Origin of the sequence: Streptomyces sp. NBC_00388 (assembly GCF_036061255.1) — a bacterium.
In the GTDB taxonomy this organism is placed as follows: Bacteria; Actinomycetota; Actinomycetes; order Streptomycetales; family Streptomycetaceae; genus Streptomyces.
The window spans coordinates 2676923-2694730 of the sequence record NZ_CP107948.1 but is presented as its reverse complement, the minus strand read 5'-3'; the positions used below and the strand labels follow the sequence as shown (position 1 = coordinate 2694730).

Annotated in this window: 15 protein-coding genes; all 15 read right to left on the bottom strand. The window is 70.4% G+C overall.

From position 1 onward, the window contains the following. Nucleotides 1-34: 34 nt before the first annotated feature. The 15 genes from OG917_RS12165 to OG917_RS12095 all read right to left on the bottom strand — a co-directional run bounded on the left by OG917_RS12165 (nucleotide 35) and on the right by OG917_RS12095 (nucleotide 17808). The gene (locus OG917_RS12165) at nucleotides 35-1831 is read right to left on the bottom strand and encodes an IucA/IucC family protein (protein WP_328317593.1); all 1797 of its coding nucleotides are present in this window, start codon (nucleotides 1829-1831) and stop codon (nucleotides 35-37) included. Continuing rightward, the gene (locus tag OG917_RS12160) at nucleotides 1828-2391 is read right to left on the bottom strand and encodes a GNAT family N-acetyltransferase (RefSeq protein WP_328317592.1); all 564 of its coding nucleotides are present in this window, start codon (nucleotides 2389-2391) and stop codon (nucleotides 1828-1830) included. Before OG917_RS12160 ends, OG917_RS12165 begins: the two co-directional genes overlap by 4 nt. Further along, nucleotides 2388-3677 carry a lysine N(6)-hydroxylase/L-ornithine N(5)-oxygenase family protein gene (locus OG917_RS12155; RefSeq protein WP_328317591.1) on the bottom strand — a complete coding sequence of 430 codons (1290 nt, stop codon included), beginning with the start codon at nucleotides 3675-3677 and terminating at the stop codon, nucleotides 2388-2390. The genes OG917_RS12160 and OG917_RS12155 overlap by 4 nt, the downstream gene beginning before the upstream one ends. Beyond that, entirely contained in the window at nucleotides 3661-5100 is a 1440-nt protein-coding gene (locus OG917_RS12150) for a pyridoxal phosphate-dependent decarboxylase family protein (protein ID WP_328317590.1), read from the bottom strand. The genes OG917_RS12155 and OG917_RS12150 overlap by 17 nt, the downstream gene beginning before the upstream one ends. A 123-nt stretch (nucleotides 5101-5223) precedes the next feature. Then, entirely contained in the window at nucleotides 5224-6072 is an 849-nt protein-coding gene (locus OG917_RS12145; protein WP_328317589.1) for a siderophore-interacting protein, read from the bottom strand. Between the two features lie 3 nt (nucleotides 6073-6075). Then, complete coding sequence (locus OG917_RS12140; protein ID WP_328317588.1) at nucleotides 6076-7104, bottom strand: ABC transporter substrate-binding protein; 1029 nt, start codon at nucleotides 7102-7104, stop codon at nucleotides 6076-6078. A 152-nt stretch (nucleotides 7105-7256) separates the two neighbouring features. Further along, a complete protein-coding gene (locus OG917_RS12135) occupies nucleotides 7257-7943 on the bottom strand; it encodes a response regulator transcription factor (RefSeq protein WP_328317587.1) in 687 nt (228 codons plus the stop codon). A 170-nt stretch (nucleotides 7944-8113) separates the two neighbouring features. Beyond that, a complete protein-coding gene (locus OG917_RS12130) occupies nucleotides 8114-9334 on the bottom strand; it encodes a sensor histidine kinase (protein ID WP_328317586.1) in 1221 nt (406 codons plus the stop codon). Nucleotides 9335-9399: 65 nt separating this feature from the next. After that, complete coding sequence (locus OG917_RS12125) at nucleotides 9400-9969, bottom strand: hypothetical protein (RefSeq protein WP_328317585.1); 570 nt, start codon at nucleotides 9967-9969, stop codon at nucleotides 9400-9402. Nucleotides 9970-10172: 203 nt separating this feature from the next. After that, entirely contained in the window at nucleotides 10173-10904 is a 732-nt protein-coding gene (locus OG917_RS12120; protein ID WP_328317584.1) for an amino acid ABC transporter ATP-binding protein, read from the bottom strand. Beyond that, on the bottom strand, nucleotides 10904-12403 hold the full coding sequence (locus tag OG917_RS12115) for an ABC transporter substrate-binding protein/permease (RefSeq protein WP_328317583.1): 1500 nt from the start codon (nucleotides 12401-12403) through the stop codon (nucleotides 10904-10906). Before OG917_RS12115 ends, OG917_RS12120 begins: the two co-directional genes overlap by 1 nt. A 38-nt stretch (nucleotides 12404-12441) precedes the next feature. Beyond that, complete coding sequence (locus tag OG917_RS12110) at nucleotides 12442-13188, bottom strand: IclR family transcriptional regulator (RefSeq protein ID WP_328317582.1); 747 nt, start codon at nucleotides 13186-13188, stop codon at nucleotides 12442-12444. Nucleotides 13189-13745: 557 nt separating this feature from the next. Beyond that, nucleotides 13746-14906: an acyl-CoA dehydrogenase family protein gene (locus OG917_RS12105; RefSeq protein WP_328317581.1), complete on the bottom strand. Its 1161-nt coding sequence runs from the start codon at nucleotides 14904-14906 to the stop codon at nucleotides 13746-13748. 2 nt (nucleotides 14907-14908) lie between these two features. Further along, a complete protein-coding gene (locus OG917_RS12100) occupies nucleotides 14909-15853 on the bottom strand; it encodes a hydroxymethylglutaryl-CoA lyase (RefSeq protein ID WP_328317580.1) in 945 nt (314 codons plus the stop codon). Continuing rightward, nucleotides 15850-17808 (bottom strand): acetyl/propionyl/methylcrotonyl-CoA carboxylase subunit alpha, encoded by a 1959-nt coding sequence (locus OG917_RS12095; protein WP_328317579.1) that lies wholly within the window; start codon nucleotides 17806-17808, stop codon nucleotides 15850-15852. Before OG917_RS12095 ends, OG917_RS12100 begins: the two co-directional genes overlap by 4 nt.

The following is a 17808-nucleotide window of genomic DNA, read 5'->3' as shown; positions in this document are numbered from 1 at the left end:
CCGGGCCGTCTCCGGTCCCCGCTGTCCGCCCGCGTCAGGCGATCGGGTTCTTCAGGGTCCCGGAGAGCTGGAGCGCACCCGCGGGGTCCTGCAGGTCCACCATCTGCTGGTTGTTCCGCAGCTGGAGCCGGTTGAGGCAGGACAGCGCGAACTCCGGTGCGAACAGGTCGTACTGGCGGAACTTGTCGGCCAGCTGCGGCACCGAGCTCTGGTAGTCGCGTGCGCAGGCGCCGACCGTCTGCCAGAACTCGTCCTCGCCGAGCACGCCCTCGGTGGCGAGCGTCGCGCCGAGGAAGCGGAAGAAGCAGTCGAAGACGTCGGTGAAGAGCGACAGGAGTTTCATGTCGTCGGGCACATCGGCCCGCACGCGCTCGACGTCCGGCGGAAGCACCGCGTCGGGGTCCATCACCGCGATCTCCTCGGCGATGTCCTTGTACACGGCCCGCCGCACCGCGCCGTCCTCGATGACCAGGATCACGTTCTCGCCGTGCGGCATGTAGACCAGGTCGTAGGCGTAGAAGCTGTGCAGCAGCGGGGTGAAGTAGGCGTCGAGGTAGCCGCGCAGCCAGACGGCCGGCTCAAGGCCCGACTCGGCGATCAGCGCGCCCGCGAAGGACGCGCCGTCCCGGTCGGTGTGCAGCAGCGACGCCATCGTGGCGAGGCGCTCGCCCGGCTCCAGCGAGGGCACCGGGCTCTCCCGCCAGAGGGCGGCCAGCATCTTCCGGTACGGCGAGCCCTTGACGGTCGCCTGCTCGTACTGGCGGTGGTGGTAGCCGATCGAGGCCCGCTCCCTGATGATCGTCAGGCCGGTGGCCCTGAGCACCGGGTCGCCCTCGATGAGCTGCGCGAGCCAGTCGTTGATGGCGGGTGTCGCCTCCATGTACGCGGCGGAGAGCCCGCGCATGAAGCCCATGTTGAGCACCGAGAGCGCCGTTTTGACGTAGTGCTTCGCCGGGTCGCTCGTGTTGAAGAAGGTACGGATCGACTGCTGTGCGAGGTACGAGTCGTCGCCGTGCCCCAGCAGCACGAGCCGCTGCTTGGCCACCTCGGCGGCGAAGGTGACGGAGAGTTTGTTCCGCCACTGCCAGGGGTGCACCGGGATCAGGAAGTACGCGTCGAGGTCCAGGCCGAGCCCGGACATGGTCGCGGCGAACCGCTCCAGCGTCTCCTCGCCCAGCTCGTCCCGGATCAGCGACTCGTAGTCGAGTCCGGCGCCCGCACTGAAGGTGGCGCGGTCGCGCACGGCCGCCAGCCAGATGAGCCGGACCGGGCTCGCCGCCTCGGGTGCGTAGCTGAGGTACTCGTCCGAACCGAAGCCCAGGCGACCGTTGTTGGCCACGAAGCAGGGGTGGCCCTCGGTCATCCCGGTCTCGATGTCCTGGAATCCGGAGGCGGCGAGCCGGGCGGCCGGCACGGGGTGCTCGGCGTGCCGGGCGAGCTTGTACGCCGTGCTGGACAGTGTGGAGGAGATCTCCTCCAGGTAGACCGGCAGGACCGTCTCGCTCAGCCCCAGCACATCACGCAGCTCGATGAAGAACTCCAGCGCGTCCAGCGGGAGTTCCTCGGTGCCGCGGTGGCGGGTGATGGACTCGGCCGGGATGTGCCAGTGGTCGAGGGCGAGGATCCGGGCGCGGAAGCGGTACTCGGTCCCGCCGTCGTCGCTGCGTACGGAGAACGGGGTCTCCCCCGTCCCGGCGGGACCGAGATGCGGGGCCTCCTCGCTCAGCGGCTGTGGGGACAGCAGCCGCTCGTGCGAGAACTCCGCGAGCGCCTTGCGGATCAGGAGCCGCTCGGCTTCGGCCCAGAGTACGGGGGTCAGATGGGTGCTCATCGGCGGGCTCCCTCGAACGCGGCGCGGGTGCAGACGCTCAGCAGTGCGGTCTTCTCGGGCTTCTCCAGCTCGCGTACCACCTCGAAGCCGACGGCCTTGTTGAGCGCGTGGACCGCGGTGTTGCGTACGTCGGGCTCGACGACGACGCGGCGCGTCGCCGGGTCCGCGAAGAGCTCGGTCATCACGGCGGTGATGACCGCCCGGGTGAAGCCGTGCACGGGGGAGTCGGTCGGGGCGACCAGGAAGTGCATGCCGACATCGCCGGGCTCGGGTTCGTAGAGGCCCTTGAGCTCGACGTGCGCCGGGTCGTACCGCTCCATCAGGAAGGCCGGGGTCGAGCCGTGCAGTCCTATGAAGGCGTCCTGGTGCTCGGATGCGGCTATCGCCATGTACTCGCGCTCGATGTCGGTCAGGCTCGCGTCCTGCATCATCCAGTAGGCGGATTTGGGGTGGGTGACCCAGCCGTGCACCAGCTCGGTGTCGGAGAGGGGTCCTTCCCCGTCCGTGCGGAGGTGCGAGCTCGGGGAAGGGTCCAGCGGGCGGATGGTGAGGCGGTTCATGCGGCGAACTCCTGGAAAGCGATGGTCTTCTCGACCGGGTAGTACTCCTGGCCGCCGAGCAGCTCGCGGATGATGCACGAGTTGCGGTACGCGGCCATCCCGAGGTCGGGGGCGACGAAGCCGTGGGTGTGCAGCTCGGCGTTCTGCACGTAGATCGTCCGGTCCGCGTCGATGCTGTAGTTGCGGTGGACGTCGAAGCGGCCCTGCTCGTCCCAGCGGATCCGGTCGTGCACCGGGGCGAGGAAGTCCGGCACCCGGTACTTGTAGCCGGTGGCGAGGACGAGCCCCTGGGTGGCGAGGGTGAAGTCCTTCTCCTGCTCCTCCTGGCGCAGCCCGAGCGTGTAGGTGCCGTGGTCGTAACCGGCCGTCTCCAGAGAGGTGTTGGTCATCAGCCTGGTGGCCACCGGGCCGCGCCGGTTCTTCGCGTAGAGCAGGTCGAAGATGGCGTCGATCAGGTCGGAGTTGATGCCCTTGTAGAGGTTCTTCTGCGAGACGTTCAGCCGGTCACGGGTCCGGGGCGGCAGCCCGTGGAAGTAGTCCACGTACTCCGGTGAGGTCATCTCCAGCGTGAGTTTGGTGTATTCGAGCGGGAAGAACCGGGGCGAGCGGGTGACCCAGTTCAGTGCGTACCCGTGCTGGTCGATGTCCTGGAGCAGGTCGTAGTAGATCTCGGCGGCGCTCTGCCCGCTGCCGACCACGGTGACCGACTCCTTGGCCTGCAGCGCCTCCTTCGCCCCCAGGTAGCGGGAGTTGTGGATCAGGTCGCCGCCCAGGCCCTGGCAGGGCTCCGGGAGGTAGGCGGGGGTTCCGGTGCCGAGGACGAGCCTGCGGCCCCGGTACACGGCGCCGCCCTCGGTCCGTACCGCGTAGACCGCGTCACGCTCCTCGTACGTCACCTCGGCCACCGACTGGCCGAAGCGGATCGCGGGTATCTTCGCCGCCGCCCAGCGGCAGTAGTCGTTGAACTCCTCGCGCAGCGGATAGAAGCTCTCGCGTATGTAGAAGGAGTACAGCCGCCCCGATTCCTTGAGGTAGTTGAGGAAGGAGAAGGGCGAGGTGGGATCGGCCAGGGTGACCAGGTCGGACATGAAGGGCGTCTGGAGGGTGGAGCCCTCCAGGAACATCCCGCTGTGCCAGTCGAAGTCCGGCTTGGACTCCAGGAACAGGCCGTTCAGCTCGTCGATGGGGTCGGTCAGGCAGGCGAGTCCCAGATTGAACGGTCCGAGCCCGACCGCGATGAAGTCGTAAGGCTCAAGGGGCTCATGAGACTCAAGAGGCGTGGACAAGTGCTTCTCCCAGGTACTGGCCGGCGTGCTCGGCGAGGAGTTCGAGGACGGCCGCGATATCGGCGATGGTGGTCTGCGGGTTGAGCAGGGTGAATTTCAGGTAGGCGCGGCCGTTGACCGTCGTTCCGGCGACGACGGCCTCGCCGGAGGCGAACAGTGCTTTGCGGGCGTACTGGTTGGCGCGGTCGATCAGCGCGGGGCTGGTGACGTCGCCGGGGATGTAGCGGAAGACGAGCGTGGAGAGCTGGGGCTCGACGGCCACGTCGAAGCGCGGGTCGGCGGCGAGGAGCTTCCACCCCTCGGCGGCGAGGTCGACCACCTCGTCGAAGAGCCCGCCCACCCCTTCGGCGCCCATCACCCGCAGCGTCATCCACAGCTTGAGGGCGTCGAAGCGCCGGGTCGTCTGGAGGGACTTGTCGACCTGGTTCGGAATGCGTGCCTCGGCGGCCGAGCGGGGGTTGAGATAGTCCGCGTGGTACGTGGCGTGCCTGAGGGTGACTCCGTCGCGTACGACCAGCGCGCTCGAACTGACCGGCTGGAAGAAGGACTTGTGGTAGTCGACGGTGACCGAGTCGGCGTTCTCGATGCCGTCGAGCAGGGAGCGCCTGCGGGAGATGAGCAGTCCGCAGCCGTATGCCGCGTCGACGTGCATCCAGGTGCCGTACCGCGTGCAGAGCTCGGCGATCTCGGGCAGCGGGTCGATCGAGCCGAAGTCGGTGGTCCCCGCGGTGGCGACGACGGCCATCGGGACGCCGCCCTCGGCCCGGCAGCGCTCCAGCTCACGGGCGAGCGCCACGGTCTGCATGCGCTTGTTCCCGTCGCAGGGGATGGAGACCACCGCGTCGGGACCGAGGCCGAGCAGTTTGGCGGACTTCTGGACGCTGAAGTGGCTGCACTCGGAGGTGAACACCCGCAGCAGGGACGCGTCGGCGGCCTTCGCCTCCTCACGGGCCAGCAGCAGCGCCTGGAGGTTCGACTGCGAGCCGCCGCTGGTGAAGACCCCGTCGGCGCCGGGGCCGTAGCCGATCCGGCCGGCGGTCCAGTCCACGAGCCGCTGCTCGATCAGGGTCCCGCCCGCGCTCTGGTCCCAGGTGTCCAGCGAGGAGTTGACGGCGGAGAGCACGGCCTCGGCGACGACCGCCGGGATCACGACCGGGCAGTTCAGGTGGGCGAGGTAGCGCGGGTGGTGGAAGTAGACGGCGTCCCGCAGGTAGACGGAGTCGAGTTCGTCGAGCGCGGCGTCCGCGCTGCCCAGCGGCTTGTCCAGGTCCACGGAGTCCAGGGCGGGAGCGAGCTCCTGGGGCTGGATTCCGGTGAACGGCTTTTTGGTGGAGGCGAGTTTGGCCGCCACCCGCTCGACTGCTGCGGTGGCAGTGAGGCGGTACTGCTCCGCGGTCGTGTCATTGAGCAGGTGTGAGCGCATGAACGGTCCTCCGGGAATGGAAGAAGGGGGAGAGGGATCACTGCGATGTCGTAGTTAGGTAAGCCTAACCTAACTAATCTTGGCATCGCAATGAGGCCTCCCCCCCCTGGGGGGTGCAACGGGTCAGGCGGCGCGCGCCACGTTCTCCCGCAGCTGCTCCTCGCTGAGCCCGCGGCGCCAGTAACCGACGAACGTCACCTGCCTGCGGTCGACTTGACGCTCCCGCACGAGATGGCGGCGCAGCTCCTTGACGCAGCCGGACTCGCCGGCGATCCAGGCGTACGGATGTGCACCGGGCAGCTCGGCCGCGCGCACGGCGTCGACGGCCGACGGAGCCCCCTCGTCCCGCACCAGCCAGGTGACCCGGGCGTCGGCCTCGGTGCGCAGTGGCTGCCGGTCCGCGGCGTGCTGGACCTCCAGCCACACCTGGGCCCTGGTGCCGGCCGGCAGCCACTCCAGGATGGCCGAAGCGGCGGGCAGCGCGGTCTCGTCGGCCCAGATCAGGACCGAGTCGGTGCCGGTGGGCGGCTGGAAGCGGACGGCGGTGTTGTGTTCCATGGCGGGGCCGAGGACGCGGACCCGCTGGCCCGCGGCGGCCTGTCCGGCCCATCGGGAAGCGGGGCCCGAACTCGCGGCGCCGGAGCCGGAATCCGTCCCGTGGAGGGCGAAGTCGATGTCGATCTCGTCCGGGTCGCGGCGCTGCTCGCGCACGGTGTACGAGCGCAGTACCGCCCGTACCTCCGGGGGGAGCGCGCGCCACTCGGCGAACCAGTTCTCGCCGGACGGCAGGCGCGGCTCCTCCTGCCCCGGGTGCGGCAGGAACAGGGAGAGGCTCTGGTCGCGGCCTCCGGCGGCGAAGTCCCTGAGGTCCTCGCCGCCGAACGTGATGCGGACCATCGACGGGCCGAGACGCCGGGTCCGTACGACGTGCAGGCCGAAGAAACGGAAAGGGGCGATGGCGGCCGTCGTCATGGGTCAGCTGACCTTCTTCGCGGTCTCGATCGCCTTGGCCAGTGCCTCCAGGGCCGGGGCGCACTTGGCGTAGGAGAAGATCGGGTCGGTCGTGGAGCGCGGGATGACCTGCCCGGCCTTGACGGCGGGCAGCTCGCCCCAGGTCGGCTTGGACGTGAGCGCGGACGGCTGGAGCGCGGAGGTCCGGTTGTCCATCATGATGATGTCGGCCGGGTACTTGTCGGCGTTCTCCCAGCTCAGGCTCTCGAACCAGCCGGTCTTGTCGACCTTGCCCGGGACGACGATGTTGACGCCCAGCTCCTTGAAGTACCGGAGGTCGGCCGAGGGCTCGGGGGTCGAGATGTAGAGCAGGTCGGCGCTGGCCGAGCCGATGAGGACCTTGATCTTCGGGTTGGCCTTGGCGGCGGAGCGCAGCCGGGCGGCGGCCTTCTCGAACCGGGCCTTGGCGTCGGTGACCTTCTTCGCCTTGAGGTCGGCGCCGAGGGACTCCGCCAGCTGGGCGTGGCGTTCGAGCGCGGCCGGCATCGAGGTGCGGGCCACCATGAGGGCGGTGCTCGGGGCCAGCTTGAGGATCTTGGACTTGGACTCGTCGGGCACGTACCAGAGGGCGCCCTTGTCGTACATGCCGGTGATCAGCAGCTGGGGTGCGAGCGCCGCGTACTTCTCGACGTTGAACTCGCCCCAGACGTTGCCGAGTATCTGGACCTTGTCGACGTCGAGATCGCCGGCCTGGACATCGGCCTTGCCGTCCTTGGTCCTGGTCGGTCCGAAGACCCCCGTGACCTCGACGCCGTAGTCGTGCAGGGCCGCGGCCGTGCCGGTGAAGGCGACGATCTTGGTGGGGACCGCGTCGGCCTTGGCGGTGATGCCGCGGTCGTCCTTGAAGGACCAGGGGCCGGAGTCCGATTTCGCAGAGCCCGAGCTCTTCGAGTCGCTGCTGCCGCAGGCGCTGAGGGCGGCACCGATGCCGATGACGCCGCCTGCGGCGAGGATGCCGCGACGGGAGAAGTGGGAGGCGCGGGCGTTGGGCATGGCTGGGCTCTGCTTTCCGTACGTGCCGGGACGGCCACTGGGCGATTCCTGGTCAGGTTAGCCTAACCTGACCTCTTGTCCAGGGGGTGGGGGGAATCGAGCGGGTGGCCCGTCCCGGCACGGTGCGGAGAGTGCGGGCGCCGGGGGCGCGGCTACGGAGTCCGGACCGCCAGCCCGTACCGCCAGGCCCAGGCGATCAGCGCACCGCGGTCCTCCAGGGCCAGTTTGGCCAGGATGTGGTTGAGGTGCGTCTTGACCGTGGACTGACTGACCACCATTTCCTTCGCCACCTGGCGGTTGTTGAGTCCCTGGGCCACCAGCCGGACCACATCGATCTCGCGCCGGGTGAGCCCCTCGGCCTCGGCCGGGACCCCTGCCTCGGGTGCCGGTGCGGGAGGGGGAGCGGTCGATTCCTTTTCGCTGACGATCAGTTCGACCAGGCGGCGCTGGACCGCCGGATCCAGGACGGTGTGACCCGCGGCCACGTCGCGCACCGCGGCGAGCACCGCCTCGCCCGTGGCGTCCTTGGTCAGATACCCGGCCGCACCGGCGCGCAGGGCCGGCATCACCGCGTCGTCGTCCGCGTACGTGGTCAGGATGAGCACCCGGACCCCGATGTCGGCCGAGACGACCCGGGACGTCACCTCGGCGCCGGTCAGACCCGGCATCCGCAGGTCCACGAGCGCGACGTCGGGCCGCGACTCGGACGCCAGCCGGACCGCCTCGTGCCCGTCGCCCGCTTCGCCGACCACCTCCATGTCGTCGGCTGATGAGAGCAGCAGCACGACCCCGTCCCGTACGACCGCCTGGTCGTCCGCCACCAGCACCCGAATCGTCATCCGTCCGCCCTCCCGCACGTGCGCGGCGCCCGGACGCCCGCTGATGTGTTCACGACCCCATCTTCCCTCGCCGGCGACGCTGCCCGGCCAGGGGGGAGCAGGGCTTGGCCCCGCCCCCGGTCCCGCCGGTCCTGCCCCCCGCCCCCGGCCCCGCCGGTCCTGCCCCGTGGTCAGGACGGTCCGGTGGGACGGCCGGACGCCGGAGATCCGGTGGGAGCCGGGCTGCCCACATCGCCCCCGGCCCCCGCGACCGGTACGCGCATCGAGGTCCGCCAGCCCGCCCCATCGGGCGCGGGCCCTGCGGACAGCGTCCCGCCGACGGCCTCGATCCGCTCCGCCATGCTCCGCAGACCCGTGCCGCCCCCCTTCACGCCCGAGCCCCCGCGCCCCGCCGGTACCCCGTGGTCACGGACGTCCACCTGCAACTCCCGCTGCGCCCACGCCACATCGACGTCGATGGCGCTCCCGGTCGCGTAGCGCGCCGCGTTCGTCAGGGCTTCCTGCACTCCGCGGTACAGCGCGTGGCCCGCCTCGGCTCCGAGCTCACCGGGGTGGCCGGAGACCCGCAGGCGCGCCTCGCCCGGGAAACCGCCGACCAGCCCCTTGAGATCGTCCACGCCCCGGCGCGGCCCTGCGCGCAGCGCGCCGACCGCGGCGCGCGCCTCCTGGACGCCGTCGCGGGCGAGGTCGGCTGCCCGGTCGATCGGGCCGGTCAGCGATGCAGGTGCACCTTCCCGGTTGGCGACCGCCCGTACCGCCTGCAACTGCACGGACAGGCCGGCCAGGCTGTGCGCCAGGACATCGTGCATCTCCCTGGCGATACGGCTGCGTTCCTCGACGGCCGCGGCCTCCTGAAGGGCCTGCCGGGAGGCCTCGACCTCGGCCAGCAGCGCGACGGCCCGGTCCCGCTCCGTCTGGAGCGCGGTGTGCTCCACGGACCGGTCGGCGAGGAGCCAGGCGCCCACCCCGGCCAGCAGTCCGGCCAGACTGCCGGTGACCACCATGATCGAGATCCCGAACGCGGCCGACACCACCGCGACGCCGGTCGTCCGCACGGGCCCCGCGGGCAGGCGCAGCGGGAGGACGGAGACGCCCGCGAGCACCGGGACGGAGCCGAGCCCGGCCGGCACCAGGAGCGAGATCGCGAGGCCGGTTCCGATGGTGAGCGTCGCACCCAGGGCGCCCAGGACCGAAGGCGTGACCCGCCGGCCCAGCAGCATCCCCAGCTCCGCGAGGACTCCGAGCGCACCGACGATGATCCTCAGGGTCGTCCCGTGGGCGGCGAGCACGGTGATCGCCAGACAGGCCACCATGGCCGTCGCGCCCCTGAGGGTCCCCCGGTCCAGCGTCTTCCAGCCCGGTGCTTCCCAGACCGGCGTGCTCCAGTCCACCGGATTCCTCCACCAGCGCCCGCTCATTGCCCGCACTCCGTTCTCCGCCTGCCGCTCCGCCCGGGTCAGACGTAGGTGCCGGGGCGGGGCGCCGGTTCGGCGGACGGCGACCCGGCGCGGTTGTCGCTGATGTCGCGGTTGTTGCGGGCCATCAGGAGCCCTCCCCGGGCGACGATCGTACCCAGCCGGACGACGACCTCGCCGAAGGCCATCAGGACGAGGGCCACCACCCACGCCTGGCCGGTGGTGATGTCATGGGCGACGGAGAAGTGCGCGAGGTGGGTCCGGCCGGAGGAGTGGCTGGACCAGACGGCGAAACCGAGCCGGAAGCCCATGCAGATCACCCAGAGCGCCGCGGCGCTCGCGGTGGCCTTGATGCGCACGTGCCCTTCCGCGTACCGGACGCGGGTCAGCAGGCCGGAGGCGAGGCCGAAGACGATCCCCACACCGGCGAACCCCGCGATCAGTCCCAGGTCGTTCCCCGCGGTCGGGAAGCCGTCCAGGTAGTTGTAGCCGGTCCAGGCGATGATGCCCAGCGGCAGGAGGACCGTGCGGGGCGTGAGGCGTTCCTCCCGGAGCTGCCGGAGGACGATGAGAAGAAGCAGGATGTCGATGATCCAGTCGGTGAGCGTCATGCCTTCGACTATTCGCTCCGGCGCCCCGGAATCCTTCAACCCACGGGTGGAACGCGGGTGGAAGCCGAGCGCCGCCGGACCTCCACCCGGAGCGGGAGGCCGCGGGTGGAGCCCCGCCCCTCCGGGAACCGCCCATGCGGAGCCCCACCCGAAGGGCCCCGCCCGGTGGAGCTCCCGCCCGCACCCGGCGGCCCCCGTAGCGGCTACAGGACCTTCGCCAGGAAGGTCCTGACCCGCTCGTTCTCGTTCCCCTCGGAGAAGAACTCGTCGGGCGGCAGATCCGCGGCGATCCGGCCGCCGTCGATGAAGACGACCCGGTCGGCCACCTTGCGGGCGAAGCCCATCTCGTGTGTCACCACGACCATGGTCATGCCCTCCTTGGCCAGCCCGGTCATGACGTCCAGGACGTCCTGGACGACCTCCGGGTCCAGCGCGGACGTCGGCTCGTCGAAGAGCATCAGCTCGGGATCCATGGCCACCGCCCGCGCGATGGCGACCCGCTGCTTCTGCCCGCCGGAGAGCCGGTTCGGGTAGACGTCGGCCCGGCCCAGCATGCCCACCCGGTCCAGCAGGGCGCGGGCCTTGGTCTCAGCCTCCTCGCGGGTCCTGCCGAGCACGTTCATCTGAGGCAGCACCACATTGCGCAGCGCCGTCATGTGCGGGAAGAGGTTGAACTGCTGGAAGACCATGCCCATCCGGGCCCGCAACCGGTCCAGGTTCGACTCGGTGGCGCTGAGCTCGTCGCCCGAGAACACGACGCGCCCCGAGGTCGGCGTCTCCAGCAGGTTGAGACAGCGCAGGAACGTCGACTTGCCGCCGCCACTGGGGCCGATGACGGCCACGACCTGACCCGGCTCGATGGTGAAGTCGATGCCGCGCAGCACCTCGTGATCGCCGAACGCCTTGGTGATGCCCTGGGTTTCGAGGAGTGCCATCAGACGTACACCGCCATCTTCTTCTCTATCGCATGGGTCGCGAAACCGATGATGTTGGTGAGGACGTAGTAGAGAAGGCCGATGAAGAGATAGACGGTCAGGGCGTCGAACGTCCTGGATATGACCACCTGGCCCACCAGGAACAGCTCGCTGATCGTGACGAACGAGACCAGCGTGGAGTTCTTCGTCAGCGACACGAACTCGTTCCCCAGCGGGGGAAGCATCCGCAGGAACGCCTGCGGGACGACGACATGGCGCATGGCCGATAGGTGGGACATACCGCAGGACCTGGCGGCCTCGATCTGGCCCCGGTCCACCGACTGCACGGCCCCGCGGAAGATCTCGGTGACGTACGAGCCGCTGTACAGGCCGAGGGAGAGCACCCCCGCGACCATGGGCGACAGTTGCAGACCGAGCTGAGGCAGACCGAAGTAGATCAGGAACAGCTGGACGACGAACGGCGTGCCGCGGATCACGGAGACATAGGCGTTGCCCAGCCAGCGCACCGGGGCGATTCTGCTCAGCTTGGCGAACCCGCCCGTCATCCCGAACAGGAGACTCAGGCAGAGCGACATCAGGATCACTTCGATGCTCACCAGCAGGCCGTGCCAGATCTGGCTCCAGGAGTCGATGATCGTCTGCGGATTGATGAGCGCGTGCTTCTTCTTCGCCTTGGCCGCGCTGCCGGATCCGAACCACTTGTGGGTCAGCCTGCCGTAGGAGCCATCACTCTTCATGGCCTTCAGCGCGCTGTTGAACGCGCTGGTCACCGCCGGGTCCGTCTTCGGGAAGGCATAGCCGTAGTCCTCACCCGTCAGACGCTTGCCGACCTGCTTGAGGCCGCCCTGCTGAGCGATGAAGTACTGGCCTGCCGGGGCTCCGGTGACGACCGCTGCGGCCTGGCCGAGCTTCACCGACGAGAACATCTGCTGGTTGGTCTGCACCGTGACCAGCTTGGCGCGGGGCTGGTTCTCCTTGAGCCACTCGACGGACTTGGTGCCGACCTGGACCGCGACCCGCTTGCCCGCCAGATCGTCCAGTGAGTGGATCGTGTCGTCCTTGCCGGCGGTGAACATCGCGAGGCCGCCCGGGTAGTACACGTCCGAGAAGTCGATGACCTTGGCCCGCTCCTCGTTGATGTAGATCCCCGAGGCGCCCACGTCGATCTGATGGGCCTGCAGCGCCGGGACGATGTTCCCGAACGGCATCTGTGTGAAGGCGACCTTCTTGATGCCCGCCCGCTTGGCCAGCGCCCTGACCAGCTCGATGTCGAAGCCGACCCGGCCGCCCTTGGCTTCGGTGAACTCGAAGGGCGGAAACGTGGCGTCGGTGCCGACGCGCAGCGTGGCCCGGCCCGAGCGCAGCTGTCCGAGCTTCCCGGCCCCCTTGTCCGCCTGCGGCGCTGCGGCGGCGGGCGAGGATCCCGCCAACAGGAGGAAGGACGTGAGGAGTCCCGCCAGTACGGCTGCGCCCCTTCGCGCCGCGGGTGCTCTTACCATGTTTCACTCCATTCGGACCGTGCGTGATGTGCGAGTTGTCAGGGGAGCGGCTCGTCGAGACGGCCGATGTCCTGCGCCGCGGCGTGGGTGAGCGTGAGCAGTGCCTGGTGGTTGCGGCGCCCGCGGAACTCCGGCGCCATGGTGCTGACGGTCCCGGTGAGCTGCCCCTGCCGGTCGAGTACGGGGACGCTGACGCCCCAGACGCCTTCGTCGACCGCTCCGGTGCTCACGGCGTACCCCCGGTCGCGAACGCGGGGGAGGTCGGCGGTCAGCGCCTCGGTCTCGCGGGGGCCGAGGCGGTGCGCGGTGCAGACCTCGGCGACGCGTGCGGCCGACAGGTGGGCGAGGAGTGCCTGGGCGCTCGCTCCGAAGGTCAGCGGCTGGCTCAGCCCCGGTGAGAAGCTGCACTTGATCACGCGCGATCCCTCGGCTGCCTCGACACACAGGACGTGCGGCCCGCTGGGGATCAGGAAGGCCGCCAGCTCCCCGGTGTCGGCCGCCAGCCGGGCCAGCCGGCGCTGCACGCCTCCGCCGCCGAGCATCTCGCGCCGGTAGTTCACCGCCATCCGCACCGCGAGCGACCCCGCGCAGTACCGGCCGCGCGTCCGGGTCGGACTCACGAGCCCCAGCTGGGTCAGATCGCCCAGATGGCGATAGACCGCACTGACGGGGATGCCGGTGCGGCGGGAGAGGTCCTGGGCGGTCACAGATGCCTGCTCGGCGAGCACGGCCAGGATGGCACCGGTTCTGTGAGCCGGACCCGGAGCGGTCTTTCCGGTAATCACACGGCAGACCCTAGGGAACAAATCCAGCCACGACGAGACCGTTGTCTCACCCACTGGGAACTTGCCTCTCAACCAGTGGGAGATGTGCGATGTGACGGAGTTGTCGACTGCTCTGGGTAATTATCCTTATCTGTACGGATATTATTGGGCGACAGGCATGAAAGGCGTCCCTGTTACGACGCTGGTTGGCGGGCCGTGACGGCCAGGGCGGTCACGGCCACCAGGCCGCCGACGCTGCTGACCACGAGGACCCCGCCCCAGAAAGCGCCATCCGCCGTCACTTTCCAGCCGCGCGCCCGCCGTGCGCGCGTACCCGGGCGGCGGGCGTGACGGCTCATGTGCGGTGCTCCCGCCGCTGGTGATGGCGGAGCAGCACGTTCGCGCCGGATTCCCCGCTGCCGTCGAACTGTGCGCGGGCGCCGTCCCGTTGCTCGTCGAGGGTTCTTGAGCGGCGGGCCTGGTCGGCATTCGTATCAGCCGTGCGGAGCGGTTCGGCCACCGGGTGAGGCCCCGGTGGCCGGCCCTGACCGGTGCGGCAGCGCCGCACCGGTCCGCGGTCACGACCCCGTCGGCAGCCCCAACTCCCTTGCGATCAGCATCCGCTGCACCTCGCTCGTGCCCTCGCCGATCTCCAGGATCTTGGAGTCGCGCCACATCCGGGCCACCGGGTACTCGTTCATGAAGCCGTACCCGCCGTGGATCTGCGTCGCCTCGCGCGCGTTGTCCACCGCCACCGTCGATGAGTACAGCTTCGCCAGCGCCGCCTCCTTCTTGAACGGGTCGCCGCTCACCAGGCGGGACGCCGCGTCGCGCCAGGAGACGCGGGCCGTGTGGGCCTTCATCTCCATGTCCGCGATCTTGAACTGGATCGCCTGGTTGTCGCCGATCGGGCGGCCGAACGCGTGGCGCTGCTTGGCGTACGACACGGACTCGTCCACACACCCCTGGGCGAGGCCCGTCGCGAGGGCGGAGATCGCGACCCGGCCCTCGTCGAGGATGCGCAGGAACTGGGCGTAACCGCGGCCCTCCTCGCCGAGCAGGTTCTCCGCGGGGACCCGGACGTCGGAGAACGACAGCTCACGGGTGTCCGAGGCGTTCCAGCCGACCTTGGAGTACGGGGCCGCCACCGTGAAGCCGGGGGCGCCCGAGGGGACGATGATCGCGGAGATGCGCGGGCGGCCGTCCGGCTTGCGGCCGGTGACCGCGGTGACGGTGACGAGGCCCGTGATGTCCGTACCCGAGTTGGTGATGAAGCACTTGGATCCGTTGATCACCCAGTCGTCACCGTCGCGTACGGCGGTGGTCCGGGTGCCGCCCGCGTCCGAGCCGCACTCCGGCTCGGTCAGGCCGAAAGCGCCCAGGATCTCGCCCGAGCACATCCGGGGCAGCCAGGTGCGCTTCTGCTCCTCAGTGCCGAAGCGGAAGACCGGCATCGCGCCCAGCGATACGCCCGCCTCCAGGGTGATCGCCACCGAGGAGTCGACGCGGGCCAGCTCCTCCAGGGCGATACCCAGGGCGAGGTAGTCGCCGCCCATCCCGCCGTACTCCTCGGGGAACGGCAGCCCGAACAGGCCCATCCGGCCCATCTCCCGGACGATCTCGTACGGGAACTCGTGCCGCTCGTAGAAGTCGCCGATCTTCGGGGCGATCACGTCGTGCGCGAACGCCTCGACCGTACGGCGGAGTTCTTCGTGCTCGGTGCTCAGACGGTGGTCCATCGTTACTGCTCCTGGTGGGAGAGGGCGCGTACGGTGCGGGACGGGCTGGGCCGGCCCAGTTGTCCGGCCATCCACACGCTGGTGGCGGTGAGGCGGCCGAGGTCGACCCCGGTCTCGATGCCGAGTCCTTCGAGCATCCAGACGAGGTCTTCGGTGGCGAGATTGCCGGTGGCGGACTTCGCGTACGGGCAGCCGCCGAGCCCGCCCGCCGACGCGTCCACCGTGGTCACGCCGTGCTGGAGGGCGGCCAGTGTGTTGGAGAGTGCCTGGCCGTAGGTGTCGTGGAAGTGGACGCCGAGCGAGTCCGTGGGGACCCCTGCCTCGCCGAGCCCGGTGAGCAGCGCCCGCACATGGCCGGGTGTCGCCACCCCGATCGTGTCGCCGAGGCTCAGCTCGTCGCAGCCGAGATCCCTCAGCCGCCGTGCGACCGCGACCACCTGGGCGACCGGGACCGCGCCCTCCCACGGGTCGCCGAAGCACATCGAGAGGTAGCCGCGCACATGCACCCCGGCGGCGCGTGCCCTGGCGACGACCGGCTCGAACATGGCGAGCGACTCGTCCACGGTGCGGTTCAGATTGGCCTTGGCGAACGTCTCCGTCGCGCTGCCGAAGACAGCGATCCGGCGGGCGCCCAGCTCCATGGCGCGTGCCAGGCCGCGGTCGTTCGGCACCAGGACCGGCAGGTCCACCCCGTCCGCGAGGTCGGCGAGCTGCGGGAACAGGCTCTCGGCATCGGCCAGTTGGGGCACCCACTTCGGGTGCACGAAGCTGGTCGCCTCGATGGTGGTCAGGCCCGCGCCGGCCAGGCGGTGGATGAACTCCGCCTTCACCTCGGTGGGTACGACCGTCTTCTCGTTCTGCAGCCCGTCGCGGGCCCCGACCTCGTGGATACGGACCCGGGCCGGGAGCCCCTCCGCCGGTACGGGCATGGGCAGTCCGTCGGTCATGAGTCCTCCTGCGGGATACCGGCCGGGATCTCCGCCGGGGTGACGACGGCCAGCACCTGGTCCATCGCGACCGTCGCGCCGGGGACGACGTCCAGCTCGGTGACGGTGCCCGCGTGCGGGGCGGTGATCAGGTGTTCCATCTTCATCGCCTCGACCACCAGGAGGCCCTGACCCGCGACCACTTCGTCCCCGGTGGCGACCTTGACGACGGTCACCGTGCCCGGCATGGGGGCGGTGAGCGACCCCGCGCCGCCCCGGCCGGCCGCCGCGTCCAGCGTGGTCTGTACGGGGTCGTGGTCCTGGACGTGCCAGGCGTCACCGTCCCTGCCGAGCCAGTCACCGGCGCGGTGGAAGGTGTGCACGGTCCCGTCGACGGTGACCGAGACCGTGTCCGCCGCGACCCGGCCCGCGCCCCCGGTCAGCACCGCCTCGTGTCCGGGGATCTGCAGCCACCGTGTCACCGGCAGCGGGGCGCCGCCCAGCCGCCAGCCGTCCGGCACCGAGAAGGGGTCGGTCCAGCCGGCGGCGTCCGGCTCCGCGGTGAGACCGGCCGTCCGTACCGCGGCTGCCGCCGTGTAGACCTCGGGTGGCACCGTGTCGGGCACCAGGCTGTCCGCCTCCCGCTCCACCAGGCCGGTGTCCAGCTCGCCCGCGACCACCGCGGGGTGCGCGAGCAGCCGCCGCAGGAACCCCGCGTTGGTCGGGACGCCCAGGGTGACCGTGCCGGCCAGCGCCGCACGCAGCCGGCGCAGCGCCGTCGCGCGGTCGGGGCCGTACGCGATGACCTTCGACAGCATCGGGTCGTAGCGGCTGCCGACCTCCACGCCCTCGCTGAGGCCCGAGTCGGTCCTTACCCCGTGGCCCTGCGGCTCGCGCAGCGCCAGCACCGTGCCGCCGGACGGCAGGAACCCGCGGGAGGGGTCCTCCGCGCAGATCCGCGCCTCGACGGCGTGCCCGGTGAGCGTGATGTCCTTCTGTTCGTACGGCAGTCGCTCACCCGCGGCGACCCGCAGCTGCCACTCCACCAGGTCGAGACCGGTGATCAGCTCGGTCACCGGGTGCTCGACCTGGAGGCGGGTGTTCATCTCCATGAAGTAGTACGAGGACGGGTCGCCGCCGGGCACGATGAACTCCACCGTGCCCGCGCCCGTGTATCCGCAGCTGCGCGCGGCCTGGACCGCGGCCTCGCCCATCGCCGCCCGGGTCGCCTCGTCGAGCAGGACCGACGGCGCCTCCTCGATGATCTTCTGGTGGCGGCGCTGCAGGGAGCACTCGCGCTCACCCAGGTGCACCACGTTCCCGTGGGCGTCCGCGAGGACCTGGATCTCGATGTGGCGCGGACGGTCGATCCACCGCTCGACCAGCAGGGTGTCGTCACCGAAGGAGGACCGCGCTTCCCGCCGGGCCGACGCGATCTCGTCGGCGAGCAGCGCCTCGTCGCGGACCAGGTGCATGCCCTTTCCGCCGCCGCCCGCCGATGGCTTCAGCAGCACCGGCATCCCGATCTCCCGCGCGGAAGCGGCCAGTTCGCCGTCGGAGAGGCCGCTGCCCGACGATCCGGGGACCACCGGGACCCCGGCGGCCCGCACGGTCGCCTTGGCGCGGATCTTGTCGCCCATCAGCGAGATCGCCGGGGCGGGCGGCCCGATGAAGACCAGGCCCGCGTCGGCGCACGCCTGCGCGAAGTCCGCGTTCTCGGCGAGGAACCCGTACCCGGGATGCACCGCCTGCGCGCCGGACCGCGCCGCCGCGTCGAGGAGCCGCTCCACCGACAGGTAGCTCTCGGCTGCGGGCGCGGGACCGAGCCGGACCGCGGTGTCCGCCTCCCGTACATGCCGGGCGTCCGCGTCCGCGTCGCTGAAGACGGCGACCGAGCGGATGCCCAGTTCCCGCAGCGTACGGATGACGCGCACGGCGATCTCGCCCCGGTTGGCGATCAGAACGCTGTCGAACAT

Excerpts from the sequence above, each read along its gene's own strand:
- OG917_RS12145 (WP_328317589.1), bottom strand. The coding sequence starts at position 6,072 with ATGACGACGGCCGCCATCGCCCCTTTCCGTTTCTTCGGCCTGCACGTC.
- OG917_RS12100 (WP_328317580.1), bottom strand. The coding sequence starts at position 15,853 with ATGACCGACGGACTGCCCATGCCCGTACCGGCGGAGGGGCTCCCGGCC.
- OG917_RS12160 (WP_328317592.1), bottom strand. The coding sequence starts at position 2,391 with ATGAACCGCCTCACCATCCGCCCGCTGGACCCTTCCCCGAGCTCGCAC.
- OG917_RS12120 (WP_328317584.1), bottom strand. The coding sequence starts at position 10,904 with ATGGCACTCCTCGAAACCCAGGGCATCACCAAGGCGTTCGGCGATCAC.
- OG917_RS12105 (WP_328317581.1), bottom strand. The coding sequence starts at position 14,906 with ATGGACCACCGTCTGAGCACCGAGCACGAAGAACTCCGCCGTACGGTC.
- OG917_RS12115 (WP_328317583.1), bottom strand. The coding sequence starts at position 12,403 with ATGGTAAGAGCACCCGCGGCGCGAAGGGGCGCAGCCGTACTGGCGGGA.
- OG917_RS12150 (WP_328317590.1), bottom strand. The coding sequence starts at position 5,100 with ATGCGCTCACACCTGCTCAATGACACGACCGCGGAGCAGTACCGCCTC.
- OG917_RS12135 (WP_328317587.1), bottom strand. The coding sequence starts at position 7,943 with ATGACGATTCGGGTGCTGGTGGCGGACGACCAGGCGGTCGTACGGGAC.
- OG917_RS12140 (WP_328317588.1), bottom strand. The coding sequence starts at position 7,104 with ATGCCCAACGCCCGCGCCTCCCACTTCTCCCGTCGCGGCATCCTCGCC.
- OG917_RS12095 (WP_328317579.1), bottom strand. The coding sequence starts at position 17,808 with ATGTTCGACAGCGTTCTGATCGCCAACCGGGGCGAGATCGCCGTGCGC.
- OG917_RS12125 (WP_328317585.1), bottom strand. The coding sequence starts at position 9,969 with ATGACGCTCACCGACTGGATCATCGACATCCTGCTTCTTCTCATCGTC.
- OG917_RS12165 (WP_328317593.1), bottom strand. The coding sequence starts at position 1,831 with ATGAGCACCCATCTGACCCCCGTACTCTGGGCCGAAGCCGAGCGGCTC.